Below are 15347 nucleotides of genomic sequence, written 5' to 3' on the forward strand. Positions count from 1 at the left end.
GGGATGTTGCCATTCATAAGAAATAAATTAAAGAAGGAGACTTCCATTGTAATCCAAAGATTGGAGGATTCACAATGGAAGCTTAAAAAAATAGACTCTTTGTTTTAAACGAGAGCCGGTTCTGCTGCGACGATGTCGATGATCTTTTCCATAATCGACATGAGATCATAGTCTTTTGGAGTGAAGATTTCTCGAATCCCCATTTTTTTGAGTTCATCAAAATCGGATTCAGGAATGATTCCACCAATCACAACAGGGATTTTTGCCTTGTAGTGGGTAAGTTCATCAAACAACTGTTTTACGATTTCTTTGTGAGAACCAGAAAGAATGGATAGTCCAATCACATTTGCGTTTTCTTCCACTGCAGATTGTACGATTTCTTCTGGGGAGAGTCGAATCCCTGAATAAATCACATCAAAACCACTGTGTTTTGCAGAAACGGCAATCATCTCAGCACCATTGGAGTGACCATCAAGTCCTGGTTTTCCTACGACAATTTTAGGTCTATGTCCATTTGCCTTTGTGAATGCCTCTACTTTCCCGCGAACTGTAGAAACCTTATCGTCCGACAAAAAGAGTTTTTGTCCATCGACACCTGTTGGTGGGTTGTATTCTCCATACACTTCACGAAGTGCATCTGCCCATTCTCCTGTGGTGACTAGTGCTTTGGCACAAGCAATAGAGAATGGCATTAGGTTTTTTCCATCTTTTGCAGCTTGTTTTAAGTCTTCTAAAGATTTTTTAGCAAGATCGGCATTACGACGAGATTTTGCCTCTCCAAGAACGTTTAATGTTTGTTCTGCGGATTTTGGGTCTACTTTAAAAATACCACCATCGGAGTCAGTCATCAGTGGAGACTTAATTCCATCGGTCCATTTGTTTTTACCAACGATTACAAGTTCATTGGAGTTGATTTTTGAAAGTCTTTCTGTTTGTGATTTCACAAGTTGAGACTTCATATAACCATTTTCAATCGCAACGAGAGCCCCACCCATATCGACAATCTTTTGAATTTCAAGTTTTGCTTCTTCTTTCAAAGCTTTCACTTTGGATTCAATGACTTTGGATCCTTCGAATATGTCTGGGTATTCGAGAAGGTCTGTTTCATACGCAAGGACTTGTTGTAATCGGAGTGACCATTGTTGGTCCCAAGGTCTTGGTAAGGATAATGCTTCGTTCCAAGCAGGAAGTTGGAGGGCACGACATCTTGCATTTCTGGAAAGTGTCACACCAAGAGATTCAATGAGAATCCTCCAGGCGTTGTTTTCTGGTTGTTCTTCTGTGAGTCCAAGAGAGTTTACCTGCACTCCATATCGGAATACTCGGTACTTGGCAGTTTTTACTTTGTAACGTTCTGTAGTGATCTCTTGCCACATTTCAGTGAAGGCGCGCATTTTGCACATTTCTTCTACAAAACGAATTCCAGCGTTTACAAAGAATGAAATTCGACCCACACACTGCTCAAATTCGTCATCAGAAAAACAATTTCTTTCTTTGATGGCATCTAACACAGCAATGGCTGTTGCGAGAGCAAAGGAAAGTTCCTGAACGGGAGTAGCCCCTGCTTCTTGTAAGTGATAAGAACAAATGTTAGATGGATTCCATTTTGGAATATTGTGTAAACAATACTCATACATATCCACGATGATTTTCATGGAATCTTTTGGAGGATAAATGTAGGTTCCACGTGCTAAGTATTCTTTGATGAGATCGTTCTGAGTGGTTCCGTTTAGTTTTTCCAAAGGAACTCCACGTTCTTCCGCAAGGGCTACATATAGCGAAAGTAACCACATGGAGGTTCCATTGATGGTCATGGAAGTGTTCATCTCTTCGATCGGGATTTGGTCGAATAAAATGCGAAAGTCTTCGAGTGAGTTGATGGGAACTCCCACCTTTCCGATTTCTGGGCGTGATACCTCGTGGTCGGAACTATAACCACACTGTGTGGGGAGATCAAATGCAATGGAAAGCCCTGTTTGGCCTTTAGAGAGGTTCTTTCTGTACAACTCATTGGAGGCTTTTGCATTGGTATGCCCAGCATAGGTCCTAAAAATCCACGGTTTGTCAGGTTTTCCCTGCCCATTCTCGTCCACGAGAAGGTATTCTTTTTTTTCGGCGGACATTCTTTGCCTCGTTTTATAAATTCTATGTATAATTGAAAATCTTCTGGAATATTTTCACCTAAAAATTTATACAGGACTAGGCAAATTGAGCCTTTTCCAAGATGCGAGACCCAAAACCTTTTTCACCACTTCCTTTCCTTTTTAGCATCTTACTCTTAAGTTTGGGCCTTGCTCTGTTCTCTTATTTTAGACCTTTCCCTACAACAGAAACCGAATGGGAGTTTTTGGCCAATATTAAGGCCGCTGTGGAAGAGGGGGGACTTATTTCTTCTCGGGAGCCGCTGGCCATCTGGTTTGTTGTGGCTTGGAAAAAACTCTTTGGGATGAATTATATTCCATCCTTTCTTGTGTTAGCTGGTCTTTTTTACAGTCTTTTCCTTCATTTGTTTATGTTACTGCTTCGTTCAACAGAGTGGAAACGTAATCACTACCTTTTGGTGTATCTTGCTGCCTTTTTGCCGTTTTCGTATGGATTTCCCACTTCCTATTTTACGGAAACACTTTGTCTTGTGTTTCTACTTTTGGTATTTTTAACATTTCGATTGGAAAAGATGACAGACCTTCTTGTTTTTCCTACGTTTACAGCGCTTGCATTCTTTTCTAGTTTCATTATGTTTTATTTGGGTTTTACCTTCTTTGTGGTTTTTACAGGAATTCGTGGATCAAGGAAAGCCGCTCAAAAAACATCTGTGTTTTATAAAAAGAAAAATGTTCCATTTTTGTTTTTACTTGGGTATCTTGGCTTTTTTATTCTTTCCCTCATTTACTTTTCGTACGCAGATTTTTTTGGACCAAACTCCATTAGTTTTTTATTCAAAACTTGGTACACATCTGCTTTGTTAATCCTCTTACCACTGGTTGTGCTTGGGATTGGACATGTTTTATTAAAAACAGAAAAAGAATTAAATACCGTCACGGCTTCCATTGTGATCGTTGTCTCCATTGCCGTTTCCATTTATTTTATATTCAAAAATCTAAATGCTTCTGAGAAAGAACCTTGGGAACTCCAATCTAAAAATTTGACCAAAGCCTTTGGACAAGCTCTTATTTTAAAATCAGATCCCATCTACTTACCAAAAGAATTTTCTTTTGCCTTTTATTTTCAGACGGGAACCAAAACCAAATATATGCGAGAAGAAACGGTAACTGATAAATCGTTTTTGTATGTAGATGGGATTTGGAACCAAGATATTCAATTGGTTCAGAAATCTGGACTCTTTCGAAGAAGCCAAAGAGCATTTGCGATCGTACCCATCAGTGAAGATGATGTTCTCATCCAAAGAGCCACAGCCGAAAAAATTAAAAATGAAAAAAGTTTGAACTTTATTGTGAAAAAAGTGGACGAAGCATGGTCGATCACTCCCACAAAACGTCCGTTTGATCTTTATACTGCCGGATTACAGAAAAAATTTGGGTATTTAACTTTCTATTAAAACAGATTACGAACTAAAGTCTTTGTAGTATCGTTTGACTTTGTTCACGTAATTTTGTGTTTCTTCGTAAGGAGGAATGCCTTTGTAACGTTTCACTGCTCCAGGGCCTGCATTATAAGCTGCGATTGCTTTTTCTGGGTCTTTAAATTCTTTCATTAGCCCCTTTAAAAATTTTACTCCGCCACCAATATTCTCCTCCGGGTCAAAAGGATCATTCACTCCGAGTGATCCTGCTGTTTCTGGCATGAGTTGCATAAGACCCATGGCTCCTTTCGGAGATACAGCATTTGGTTTGAATCCAGATTCCGCTTTGACCATCGCCTTAACTAAGTTAGGGTCCATTCCCTGGGCTTTCGCAATGGATTCAATCGTTCCCAAAATATCGGTTGGTTTGTTTTTTGTATCGGCTTGGAAGGAAACCGGAATTTTGGATCCAATTTCTTCGGGGAAGGGAAGGGAAATCCCTTCTCCATTTAGGTTCGAAGTTTGAACAGGTAACGAATCCTGGGCTTTCGAGCGGTTCCATTCCCTTTCTAAAACATCGGGAAAGGAAACAAGAGATTTGGGATTTTCTGAAAGTTTGGAAAGGGATTCCATCCGGTTCAAAACAGAAGATACAGAAGGGATGTCCGTTAGTCTCACATACTAAGGATCGACCTTATTTGGAAAAACTGAAGAAAAAAATATGTCTCATTAGCCCACTGCCGGGTTGATGGACTGCAAATCCTTCAGGGAAAGTGGTTTCACTAAATATCCTTTTACATTTTTGAATTCTTCTGATCTGGCTTTGTCAGTTGGGTCAATGGAGGAGGTTAAAATGTAGATTGGAAGTTTGGCGTATTTGGGGTGTTTGCTGATGGCTCGTAAAAATTCCCATCCATCCATAATGGGCATGTTCAAATCTAAAAATAACATATCAGGATCGGCCGAACCAGCAAGCAGGGCATTCAACGCTTCCTCTCCGTTTTGAAAGCCATGGATTTCGTCTGCAAAAGAGAACTTTTCCATCAAAGTTTTGATGAGAAATGTTGTAATCACATCATCTTCAACTAGGTATACCATACTTAATTGTTTCATAAATTACGGATAGATCCGAGCGTATTTTTCTAAAAATTTGAAAAGAAAGCAACAAATAAACGATCCCTAAAGTGTATGGGGTGAGGTGAGAATTTCGGGTCGAAGGATCTCTTTCAGTTTTTTTTCTTCTAACAAACCAAGTTCCAAAACAATGGATTCGACAGGTCGATTTTCTAAGAGTGCTTTTTTCGCAACAAGGGTAGCATTTTCATACCCAATGTATGGATTCAAAGCGGTTGCAAGGCCTGCAGAAGTTTTGGCTCGGGATTCAAGTAATTCTCGGTTTGCTGTGATTCCCACGATGCAGTTGAGTTCTAAAGTTTTACAACCAGCTGTTAGATGTTCAATACTTTTAAATAAACTATGGGCAATGATTGGTTCAAAAGCATTCAGTTGCAATTGGCCTGCCTCAGCTGCCAATGTAATCGTGATATCGTTTCCAATGACTTCAAAAGCAATTTGATTGACCACTTCTGGAATGATTGGATTTACTTTTCCTGGCATAATGGAAGAACCTGCGGCTTTGGCTGGCAAATTAATTTCGTTAAATCCACCTTGCGGGCCACTGGAAAGTAAACGTAGGTCATTACATATTTTGGATAACTTAGTCGCAATTCGTTTGAGTACACCAGATAACTGAACAAAGGCGCCTGTGTCCTGTGTGGCTTCAATTAAGTTTGGAGCTGCAATCAAACTCAGGCCAGTTTCATTTGATAAAATATCTGTGACAATCTGCGAATAACGAATGTCAGTGTTGATTCCTGTCCCAATCGCTGTAGCACCTAAATTGATTTCTCCAATGAGGGATGTGGCTTCCTTCAATCGACTTATATCTTCACCTAACATAACATCGTAAGTGGAAAACTCTTGGCCGAGTGTCATGGGGACGGCATCTTGTAATTGAGTTCTCCCTATTTTTAATATATCTTTGAATTCTTCTGATTTTCTGCGAAAAGCCAATTGGAGTTCTTCCATCGCCGCAAGTAAACCTTTCATGGCAAATACCGCTGCTACTTTGATTGAAGTAGGGTATACGTCGTTTGTACTTTGTGACATATTGACTTCATTTAATGGATGCAAATGAGAATAGTCTCCCTTGGCGAAACCTGCCATCTCGAGTGCAATGTTTGTGATCACTTCATTGGCATTCATATTGGTGGAAGTTCCGGCCCCACCTTGGATGACATCGACAACGAATTCCGAATGGAATTCTCCATTGAGGATTCGGTCGCAGGCAGTTGTGATCATTTGGGTAGTTTCGTTTGTGAGTTGTCCCAACTCTTGGTTTGCTTTGGCAGAAGCTTTTTTGATATAAGCGAGGGCACGGACCAGGTCAGGATACGTTCCGATGGTTTTCCCAGTGATGGGATAATTTTCCAAAGCCCGTAGGGTATGGATTCCCCAATAAACATCAGCGGGGAGATCTCGTTCCCCCAAAAGGTCGTGTTCTCTGCGTGTTGGTTTTGTCATAAGTTTATAAATTCTCTTGGATAGGACGAAAGATACTCGACCAAATCCAAATGGGAAGAAGATTTATGTAGGCAATGTATAAAATCAGATTTTCTTTCTTTCTCCTTAGTTTTCTTTTTTGTTTTTCAACGTTAATCGGAAAGGAAAAACAAACTTCTACAGTTCCCTGTAAACAAAAGGAGGAAACTGTAAAAACGATTTTTCAACTTTTGCCAGAATCAGAAAGATCTTGTATGGACATTGCCAAACTGGTTTTGACAGAAGAAGACGAAGAGGGGGAGAAATTAGATAAGGAGTATGCAGAACTTTTTCTAAAAGTATGTGAACTCAAACGGAAAAAACTTTCCTTGGAAGAAATTCGGGAGAATTTGGGGATTACAAAACAGTGCAACATGGCGGTAAATCTCTCGAAAAAGAATTGATTCTTGAAGCGAATGGTATATTTTTTTCGCAAGATTTATGCTAAAATACCATTCCGTCCTTTTATTTTTTCTGATCCCTTCCGTCCTTTTGCCTTGTGATCCTTTTACGGCAAAAACTCTAACACCTATCGACCATTCGGCGAAAGATAAAAGTTTTAGCGAATTCAAAACAAAATTTCAAAAGATTCTAAAATCTAAAGATCGAAAAGCCTTGGAAGAGGTAATTGATAAAGAAATTCATTTTTCCTTCGGTGGAGAAACTGGGAAAAAGGATTTTTTGAAATCATTCCAACTAACAGAAAAACCATCCTCTTCCAATTTTTGGGAATTGATGGAAGAAACAATCAAGTTAGGGTTTCGTCAAAACAAAGAAGGTCAAATGGTGGCTCCCTACTTTTTTGAAACCTTCCCAGGAGACTATGATCCATTCACTCATTACTTGGTCATCGGCAAAAATGTAAATGTTAGAGAAGATGCTTCAAAAGAATCAAAGTCGATCACACAGTTAAGTTACCAAATTGTAAGAGCAGAAGCTGATGATTTAGATGGACGAAGACTAGAAAAGGAAAGTAATTGTAATTGGAAAAAGATTTGTACACCCCAAGGAAAACCTGGTTATGTATGTGACAGGTTTTTACGTAGTCCTCTTGACTACAGGGCTTTCTTTGAAAAAAAGAAAAACAATTGGTATCTTACCGTCTTCATTGTAGGCGATTGACCACGGTTAAATAAAAGTATTGTATAGATTTTTCTTGAAACGTAACTAAGGCAGGTTTATATATGGTGAAACCATTGTTCAAGGAAACATTTATGTTAAAAAAATTACTCTTTGTTGCTTTAGCGTTTTCGCTAACCAACTGCTTGGTATTAAACCCTGTTGGTGCAACCCTCGACCGAGAAAAAGGTTCTGAAGCGGCTTCCCGAATTACAGATGCTGCCATCCAAACAGATCTAGTTCGATCAGTGATTATCAGTGGTAGTCTGAATATCAGCATATTGAGTTTGGTTGCAGCTGATGTTGCAAAGATAGAATCCGATAAATACTATGTTAAATCTGATGTAGACCAGTGTATTAATGACATCCAAGGTTTTAAAGGTGTGGCTCTTGGATCTTTAGTTGCCAATATCATTTCTTGCCAAGACTTGAAAACTGATGGATACTTAACGGGAGATCCGTTCCCAAGTTTCTAATTTAAAAAACAAATTCCCTGCCTCTTTTTTCTTGAGGTAGGGAACTCTCCCTCCCTCTTTCGGGTCATATTCACCAAACAAACAAGGAAGGTTTTATGATCTCTCTGAAAAAAACATTCAAAATTGTCGCAACAATTGGTCTTGCATCGGTGATGGCATTTGCTTTTGGAAATTGCCGCGGACATAAAGATTTCGAAAAAAGAATCGAATGGGTGGCGTCCAAACTCACATCTAAACTCGATTTAGATGAAGCACAAAAAGCAAAACTGGAAACCATCAAAGCCGAACTCATTGCCAAACATAAGGAAATGAAACCGAAACATGAATCTTGGGCCAAAGAAATGGCAACTCAAATTCGTGCAGAAAAAATCGATACCAAGTTGTTGGATAAAATGAGTATTGAACGAGAAACGCGCCACCAAGAAATGCGTAAGTTTTTCCAATCAAAACTTGTGGAATTCCATGCTGTATTAAAACCAGAACAAAGGGAAAAGTTTGCTGATTTAGTGGAACGTTTTGCGAGTCGACACCAACCACCGGAAGAATAAACAATGCCTGAGTTTGACTTCGAAACAGTAGTCAAAGAAACCAAATTTTTGGTTTTGAAAACGGTCGGTGATACCCTCATCGACCGTTTTGATGATGCAACGGAAGATGTAGTGCAGGAAGTATATTTTCGTGTGTTTAAATCATTAGAGAAGGGTGGGTTTGATGGAAGGTCAAAAATTTCTACTTGGATTTATACCATCGCTCGAAACGAAGCCCTTCGTATGAATGAAAAACGGTTGCGAGAGGAAGAGAAAGCAAAACGATACTTAGTGAAGAATAAAGTCCAATTATCGGGTGTGAGAGAAGAAGCTTCTTTCGAAAAAGAAGAATGGGTTGAGTCCATGCTTCTGCAAATCCCCGAAATCTATCGGCAAACCTTACGTCTTTATTTGGCTGGTAACACGATGGATGAAATTGCTAAAGAACTTGAGGTTCAGCAAGGAACAGTTAAATCGCGATTGTTCCGAACCAAAGAATGGATACGAAAACATATACCAGGAGGAAGAAATGAATTCCAAGAATCCTAAAAAATGGGAACAACTTTTAAATGATTCTGATTTCGAATTGCGTCTTGTTCGGAAAACCAAATCCAGAATCCAAACAGAAAGGACAAAGCGGAAAGTCTATGTCACCTTAGTTGCTTCGACTCTACTCTTTTCCCTAATTTTTTTCAATGAGTTCATCCTTGAACCCAATGAACTATCAACTAATGTCCATTACCTGGTGGATGAACTGAGTTCAGAATCAATTGTTAGTTTGAGTATGGATTGACATTTATCAATGAGAAAAGCAAGGAACTTGTGCAGGAGGTTTTTGTAAAAAGAGTGTGATTTTATTTTCCTTTGCGTCATAATAAAGTAAGGGAAGTGAAAAATATGAACGCCTGCATCCTATACCTCAACAAAAAACGAATTGAGATGATTAAGTTTGAATCAGATCAAATGCGATCTAGAACTTGGGAAAAATCGAAAGAAACGGATGTCTGGGATTTTGAAGACATCACCAATACTTTACAATCACCTAACGAAGTGATTTTGGTGGGTGAGTCTGAATTGAACACACAATATCGACGTTGGTTAGTCAATCATGACAGAAATTTAGCCAAAAAACTCATAGCCGTGATCGGGAATAACAGTGAAAATAATATCAATCAAGACCTAGTCAGCCATTTTAAAGAAAAATACTTTCGAGGAAGAGGGTTTTAAGTTTCAAAATAACTCTGGTTTTATATGAATCAAACACCTGTTTGATGGAAAAACAGACATGAAAAGAGAGTTATAAAAGATGGTCGCAGGATTCTCCGTGGGTATGGAAAAAAAGACGGTAGAGTAAAAAACTGAGAGAAGTTAAAATCACAATTGTTCCAAAGGCGGGGATCCATTTTGTTGGGATTTTGTCTCTCCATTTCCTCACAATCCATCCAAGCCCCGTGAGTGCAGGAACAGTTCCTAAATAAAAGAAAAACATCACAAGTCCACCGTTTAACAAGGTACCAGTGGCGAAGGAAGCCGCATATGCTGGATACAATACCCCGCAAGGGAGTAGGGCACTCACCATCCCAATTCCAAACCCAAGACCATTTTTACTAAAACGAGAACGGATCTTTTCTAAAAATTTACGAATCCCTTGTGGTAAAGAACCAAAGGAGGAAGTTGATTTTGTAGAATAAATGCGGATGGCAAAGACAACTAAAAATAAAAACGTAAGAACACCAGCCACACCTTGAACGGCACTTAATTCTCCTAATGCATTGGCACCTTTACCAAGAAACCCCAACACCATACCGAGAAAGGTATAGGATATGAGTCTTCCTAAGTGATAGAGATAAATGGGGATCTGTTTTCCTTTTTCTGTTTGTAATAGTGAGACAAAGGGGCCACACATGACAAGACAATGAAAGCTACTAACAAATCCATACAAGATGATGGAACCAAAAAAGCTAAGATTTGCTAGTTGGTCCATCAGGTGAATTTGATTTAGATTGGTTCTCTTGGGGGTATTCTTCCTCGAAGAACATTCTATATTTAGGTGATTCGATATCTTCAAACTGACCTTTTTTGAAGGCAGTGATAAAGATATAAAGAAAGAAGGCGGCAATACACATTGCCATAGGTATTGTTAAGTAGAGGGCTTCCATTGGGGGATCCTAAATCTAATGGAAAGAGAATTGAGAAGGACTGTCAAGCTAGAACAGGCCATAAACACGGCACAGATTACAGGCAACATGAGTCCAAACATCGCAAGGGGCAACATAATCGAATTATAACAAAAGGAAATGATGATGTTTTGTAAGATCACCTCTCTTGTTTTTTTAGCAGAGAGTAAGGAATGGACTAGGCCATTTAAATTTCCAGAAGTCAAAACCACGTCTGATTTTTCTAAAGAAAGATCTTCTGCTTCCGTATGAGAGATGGATACATTGGCCTGTGCCAAAGACAAACTATCGTTGATCCCATCTCCTACCATAATGACAACATTTCCTTCCTTTTGGGCACTGCTAACGAGATTGGATTTGTCTTCCGGAGAAAGATCAGAAACGTACTTTTCAATTCCGAGGGAGTCGGCAATAAACTTCACTGCTGCAAATCGATCTCCCGAAAGGATCGAAATATTGGGAACAAAATGTTTGAGAAGAGAAACAAAGGAACGGGCCCCTGGACGAATTTCATCGGCGAGTAAAAAACTTCCCAGATACATTCCATTCACAGCAAGTAAAATCATAGACCCTTCCCCTTCTGGTAAATTTTCCATCGGGATCTTCTCACTATCGAGTAGGGTTTTATTTCCGATGAGAACCAAAAGTTTATTAGAATTCACTTCTAACTCGGCTTTGACTCCTCTTCCTGGAATATTTTCTAAATTGGATAATATAATGGACTCGGCCCGTTTGGTAACAGAACTAAATGGTTGCAAATACTTCACAAGAGATTTTGCTAAAGGATGATTGACTTCTTTTTCAATTCGATAAACAAGCGGTAGGTGGTCATCTTTGACTGAAACTTGTCTCACTAAAAATTTTCCTTCCGTGAGTGTACCCGTTTTATCTAAAAAGATGGTATTTGCTTTTGCGAGGGCTTCTACAACCGAAGGGTTTTTTAAGAGTACACCTTTGTCTGCATTGAGGATATGGTTGGTGACAAGAGCTGTTGGAACAGATATCCCAAGTGCACAAGGGCAAGCTACAATGAGAACAGAAATAGTTGTGACAAGGCTTTGTTCTAAATTCCCGCCGGATACATAATACCAGGCAAAAAAACAAAGAAAGGCCAATGCAAAAACCACTGAGATAAAGTAAGATGCAATTCGTTCAGTAAGGATTTGTAATTTTGGTTTGAGGTGTAAGGCTTCCTCTAGTCTTAGTTTAAGAGAAGAAAGTGTTGATGCATGGTAGTCGGAACCAGCAACAATGAGAGCTGGATTGTCCATCGCAAGGGAACCTGCAAGAATCGTATCTCCTTTCTTTTTTCGAATGGGTAAAGATTCTCCCGTTAGAAACGATTCATCCACATAGGTATGTTCGGATAGAAGAATGGCATCCACTGGAATTCGTTTTCCTGGTGCGACACGAATGGTATCGCCAATTTTAATTTCCGAACTGGGGATGGTTTCTTCGCCAGCTTCGGTCACTCGCACTGATGTTTCGGGCAGTTTACAAAGGATGGACTCCAATTTGTCAGAAGCAAAAACTCTCGCCTTTTCTTCGAAGTACTTCCCAATCAAAATAAAGAAGTAAATCATTGCGACTGAATCAAAATAAACTTCTCCCACATCAGTGAGCGTTACATAAACGGAATAGAAGTATGCCATAGAGATGCCTAAAAACAATAGGAAATCCATTGAAAGGGTTCTTCGTTTGATGCTTGTTAGGAACCCAGACATAAAAGGGTATCCCGAATAGAGATAAGCGGGAGTGGCAAACACCCAGGATGCATAATGGAAGAGGCGTTTGATGTCCAAATCGATCCCAGTGAAATAACCGGAATATAAAGCCACACTTAGGATCATGATATTTCCAAAACAAAATCCAGCCACACCAATGCGCAGGAGTAAGGTCTTTAGTTGTTTTGTTTTTTCTACAATGCCTTCTGTGGGCGAAAAAAGAACTGGTTTATAACCGATGGCTCGGATCAGAGATAAAATGCGAGAGATTTTGATTTTGGAACGATCAAACCGGACCCGAGCTCTCCCGGATGCAAAATTAATTTGAGCGGAGATAATTCCTTCTTCTTCGTTTAAAACTTTTTCATTGATCCAAACACAAGCGGAACAATGAATGTTTGTGATTTGGATGGAAACTTCAGAAAAATCTCCTGACTTACGAACAAACTTTTCATATACGAGTTCGTTCTCTATGTCAGCATCCGAGTCCTCGATCCTAACTGGATCAAGTTTTGTATTTCCTTTTAAATTGTAATAATAACTTCCACCAAGAGAGTTGATGATGGAATAAACCGTTTCACATCCTTCGCAACAAAAAACCTTCGTATCATTTCCAACCTTTGCTTCGATCCGGACCAGTCGGATCTGATTTCCGCAGTGGTCACATTCTGTTTTTGTTACGTCGGAAATGGTTTCGTTCATTTAACAGAAATTTTTCCTTCTCTTTCAAAGGACTTGCCACCTATATCAGCAACAAGTCGTAAATTCCAAGTTCCTTTGTCTAGGAGTGGGATTTTCCCAACAAATCCATTGGCTGTTGATTTTAGTTGGAATTGTGCTGTATTTTTAGTAGTGGCATTTCTTTCCAAAAAAACTGTCATCGATTTTGCGCTTTGATTTGTGAGTGTTCCGTTTTTTTCCAATTGGACCGAAATTTCTGATTCACCCATTGGGAGGAGGGTTTGGCTGTCCCAATTGGTTTTGATCAGGTAACCTTGTTTCAAAAGTTCTTTTTGGTTCTCTATGGCTTTTTCATAGTTCAAGCCAATTTCGTAATAGTTTTTATCCATTACAGGTTCAAAGTTTTTGTAGGTCAAACGAATGGTATAAAAAGTAGCGGCCACAAGCGCTGTAAAACTAAACAGAACCACATACATTGCGTTTCGTAAACTGGGGTGTAATTCTTTAAACATCATTACCTCCTTGGTAATGTTAAGGAGAGTTTTTTCTCCAATCGTTCGTCTGGATCCTCTGCATTTTTTAATACAATGGATCCTGGTAAGTAACCTTCATTTAATTCTTGTTCTGTGAGAGATTGTGTCTCTAAAACCACAGAAATACTTTTGATTTCGCCTGATCCTAATTTGAATCTGTTGTTTTCTTCGCCGGAACGAATTAGGATTTCTTTTCCATGTCTTGTGTCAGATGCCGAAAGTTGGAATTCTTTTTCAATCGGCGCAATGTTTTGAATGCGTAGAGCAACAAAGGCTCTAATTTTATTGTCTGGAATTAAGATAGGTGGCATCGATTTGTTTGATGCTGCAATCATCGACATAGGAGTTCTTGTGACAAGTTGGATGATGGCCCCAGTGATCACAACTGTGAGTAAAATGGCATAAATCACAGTTCTTGGTCTGATCCATTTGATTTTTGCCCCTGTTTCAATTTGTTTGAGTGAGAAATATCCAATTAGAGTTTTTTTGTTTTCTCTTGCCATGATGGAAGTGCAGGCATCCACACATTTTCCGCAGGCCACACAACCCACTTGCAAACCATCGCGGATATCGATTCCAGTAGGGCAGACCACAACACACATATTGCAGGCCACACAATCCCCAATTTTGGTTTTCCCATCGCGACGAGGTTCTCCTCGTTTGAAATCATAAGTTACGTTCCAAGAATGTTCATCCATAAGGAGAGTTTGGAACCTAGCATAAGGACAAGCATATCGACAGAACTGCTCGCGAATGAATCCGATATCGATAAACATCGCTGCCGTAAAAAATAATGTAAAATAAAAGTACGTTTGGTTTATAAAAGAGAGATTAACAAAGTCAGCCAACATTACATAAGGACTAACAAAGTAAGCAATCCAATGAAAAGAAGCGATAAAAGAAACAACAATCCAGAGAAAATAAACTGTGTATTTACCTACGATGGAAGCATCCTTTTTCCCATATTTAGAATCTAAAACAAACCGACCAATTCGATCGAAAAGATCGGTGTAGATTGTTTGAGGACACCCCCATCCGCACCAAACACGGCCAATGACGGAGGTGAAAAAGAAAAGAGAAAGTCCCATCGTGAGAAGGAAAAACCATAAGATCAGTCCTTCTTGTGGGATAAAAAGACCACCAAACAAGTGAAACACCCTATGCGGGATATCCAATCGAATGAGAGGGCTACCTTCTGGTAACACCACCCAAGGTGCGATTAAAAATAAACCTACGAGAAAACTCATGACAAAGTTTCTTCGTGTCCTTACCTTTCCTGTCTGTGGTCTTGAAATAATCATCTTTACTTAGCCTTTACCAAACTACTGTTTTTAGTTGCAAGCCATGCCATGACAGCATAAACTTTTTCAGCACCTAAACCTTCCCAAGCAGGCATTCCCCCTCGGTTGAGTTTTTGTCTTTCTGGTCCAATTCCTTTCATGATATTGTTAAACACTTCTTTATCAGTGTTTCCATGAATCCAATCTTTGTCCACGAGACTTGGTCCTACAGCACCTTCTGCAGTTGGGCCGTGGCAAGCAGAACAAATTTGTTTGTATGTTCCTTCGCCTTCTTTAATCGCCACTGCGTCATCACGGTAAGGGTTTGATCCATCTTCTGTGTTCACAACAACTGCTTGTTTTGCAGGAAATTGCGCTTCGTGTTCCGCAACTTCTTTTTCAAATGCAACTTCTTGTGGCCATTCAGAATACCAGTGAAAGTATACAACGTATCCAATGGATACGATGATACTGATTAACCAGACTAATTTCCACCAAGTGGGCATGGGATTGTCGGCTTGGAAGATTCCGTCTACTTCTTTTGGTTCTTTCATTCGTATTAATCCTCCTCAAGCATTCTATACTTGGGTTTCTCCATTTCGTCTTTCGTACGTTTTTTATAAACGTAGTAGGTGATGTAAGAGATTGCGATCACAAGGATCGGCAATCTCAAACTTTTATAAACGAGTAGAATATCTGCATCGTTCAT

Annotated in this window: 19 protein-coding genes; 8 read left to right on the forward strand and 11 right to left on the reverse strand. The window is 39.4% G+C overall.

Going from position 1 to position 15347, the window contains the following annotated elements; genetic code table 11:
* Positions 1–104 precede the first annotated feature (104 nt).
* The gene (locus EHQ47_RS00845; RefSeq protein ID WP_135749400.1) at positions 105–2123 is read right to left on the reverse strand and encodes a protein meaA; all 2019 of its coding nucleotides are present in this window, start codon (positions 2121–2123) and stop codon (positions 105–107) included.
* Between the two features lie 101 nt (positions 2124–2224).
* Between EHQ47_RS00845 and EHQ47_RS00850 the strand changes: the two genes are divergently transcribed.
* The gene (locus tag EHQ47_RS00850; RefSeq protein WP_135749401.1) at positions 2225–3556 is read left to right on the forward strand and encodes a hypothetical protein; all 1332 of its coding nucleotides are present in this window, start codon (positions 2225–2227) and stop codon (positions 3554–3556) included.
* 6 nt (positions 3557–3562) lie between these two features.
* Here EHQ47_RS00850 and EHQ47_RS00855 read toward each other — a convergent pair whose 3' ends face one another.
* From EHQ47_RS00855 to EHQ47_RS00865, 3 genes are all read right to left on the reverse strand, one after another.
* On the reverse strand, positions 3563–4198 hold the full coding sequence (locus EHQ47_RS00855; protein WP_135776363.1) for a lytic transglycosylase domain-containing protein: 636 nt from the start codon (positions 4196–4198) through the stop codon (positions 3563–3565).
* A gap of 51 nt (positions 4199–4249) precedes the next feature.
* Positions 4250–4618 carry a response regulator gene (locus EHQ47_RS00860; protein ID WP_244290162.1) on the reverse strand — a complete coding sequence of 123 codons (369 nt, stop codon included), beginning with the start codon at positions 4616–4618 and terminating at the stop codon, positions 4250–4252.
* An 81-nt stretch (positions 4619–4699) separates the two neighbouring features.
* The gene (locus EHQ47_RS00865; protein ID WP_135749403.1) at positions 4700–6103 is read right to left on the reverse strand and encodes an aspartate ammonia-lyase; all 1404 of its coding nucleotides are present in this window, start codon (positions 6101–6103) and stop codon (positions 4700–4702) included.
* Between the two features lie 74 nt (positions 6104–6177).
* On the opposite strand from EHQ47_RS00865, the gene EHQ47_RS00870 reads away from it, so the two are divergent.
* The 7 genes from EHQ47_RS00870 to EHQ47_RS00900 all read left to right on the forward strand — a co-directional run bounded on the left by EHQ47_RS00870 (position 6178) and on the right by EHQ47_RS00900 (position 9470).
* A complete protein-coding gene (locus EHQ47_RS00870; RefSeq protein ID WP_135749404.1) occupies positions 6178–6525 on the forward strand; it encodes a hypothetical protein in 348 nt (115 codons plus the stop codon).
* Between the two features lie 37 nt (positions 6526–6562).
* Positions 6563–7243: an SH3 domain-containing protein gene (locus EHQ47_RS00875; RefSeq protein ID WP_135749405.1), complete on the forward strand. Its 681-nt coding sequence runs from the start codon at positions 6563–6565 to the stop codon at positions 7241–7243.
* A 92-nt stretch (positions 7244–7335) separates the two neighbouring features.
* Positions 7336–7716 (forward strand): TIGR04452 family lipoprotein, encoded by a 381-nt coding sequence (locus tag EHQ47_RS00880; RefSeq protein ID WP_135749406.1) that lies wholly within the window; start codon positions 7336–7338, stop codon positions 7714–7716.
* Positions 7717–7811: 95 nt separating this feature from the next.
* Positions 7812–8264, forward strand: a complete 453-nt coding sequence (locus EHQ47_RS00885; protein WP_135749407.1) for a Spy/CpxP family protein refolding chaperone — start codon at positions 7812–7814, stop codon at positions 8262–8264.
* 3 nt (positions 8265–8267) lie between these two features.
* A complete protein-coding gene (locus tag EHQ47_RS00890) occupies positions 8268–8792 on the forward strand; it encodes an RNA polymerase sigma factor (protein ID WP_135749408.1) in 525 nt (174 codons plus the stop codon).
* On the forward strand, positions 8773–9036 hold the full coding sequence (locus EHQ47_RS00895; protein ID WP_135749409.1) for a hypothetical protein: 264 nt from the start codon (positions 8773–8775) through the stop codon (positions 9034–9036). The genes EHQ47_RS00890 and EHQ47_RS00895 overlap by 20 nt, the downstream gene beginning before the upstream one ends.
* Before the next feature lie 146 nt (positions 9037–9182).
* Positions 9183–9470, forward strand: coding sequence for a hypothetical protein (locus tag EHQ47_RS00900; protein ID WP_135749451.1), 288 nt, complete (start codon positions 9183–9185; stop codon positions 9468–9470).
* A gap of 70 nt (positions 9471–9540) precedes the next feature.
* Here EHQ47_RS00900 and EHQ47_RS00905 read toward each other — a convergent pair whose 3' ends face one another.
* From EHQ47_RS00905 to EHQ47_RS00935, 7 genes are read right to left on the reverse strand one after another with little or no spacing between them, the layout of a single operon-like run.
* Positions 9541–10227 carry a sulfite exporter TauE/SafE family protein gene (locus EHQ47_RS00905; RefSeq protein ID WP_135776364.1) on the reverse strand — a complete coding sequence of 229 codons (687 nt, stop codon included), beginning with the start codon at positions 10225–10227 and terminating at the stop codon, positions 9541–9543.
* Complete coding sequence (locus tag EHQ47_RS00910) at positions 10205–10402, reverse strand: cbb3-type cytochrome oxidase assembly protein (protein ID WP_135749411.1); 198 nt, start codon at positions 10400–10402, stop codon at positions 10205–10207. Before EHQ47_RS00910 ends, EHQ47_RS00905 begins: the two co-directional genes overlap by 23 nt.
* Entirely contained in the window at positions 10384–12846 is a 2463-nt protein-coding gene (locus tag EHQ47_RS00915) for a heavy metal translocating P-type ATPase (RefSeq protein WP_135749412.1), read from the reverse strand. Before EHQ47_RS00915 ends, EHQ47_RS00910 begins: the two co-directional genes overlap by 19 nt.
* On the reverse strand, positions 12843–13340 hold the full coding sequence (locus EHQ47_RS00920) for a FixH family protein (RefSeq protein WP_244290163.1): 498 nt from the start codon (positions 13338–13340) through the stop codon (positions 12843–12845). Before EHQ47_RS00920 ends, EHQ47_RS00915 begins: the two co-directional genes overlap by 4 nt.
* Complete coding sequence (gene ccoG / locus EHQ47_RS00925) at positions 13340–14659, reverse strand: cytochrome c oxidase accessory protein CcoG (protein ID WP_135749413.1); 1320 nt, start codon at positions 14657–14659, stop codon at positions 13340–13342. The genes EHQ47_RS00920 and ccoG overlap by 1 nt, the downstream gene beginning before the upstream one ends.
* 2 nt (positions 14660–14661) lie before the next feature.
* On the reverse strand, positions 14662–15192 hold the full coding sequence (locus EHQ47_RS00930; protein ID WP_004788022.1) for a c-type cytochrome: 531 nt from the start codon (positions 15190–15192) through the stop codon (positions 14662–14664).
* Between the two features lie 5 nt (positions 15193–15197).
* Complete coding sequence (locus EHQ47_RS00935; protein ID WP_002991638.1) at positions 15198–15347, reverse strand: hypothetical protein; 150 nt, start codon at positions 15345–15347, stop codon at positions 15198–15200.

Origin of the sequence: Leptospira bourretii (assembly GCF_004770145.1) — a bacterium.
Taxonomy (GTDB): Bacteria; Spirochaetota; Leptospiria; order Leptospirales; family Leptospiraceae; genus Leptospira_A; species Leptospira_A bourretii.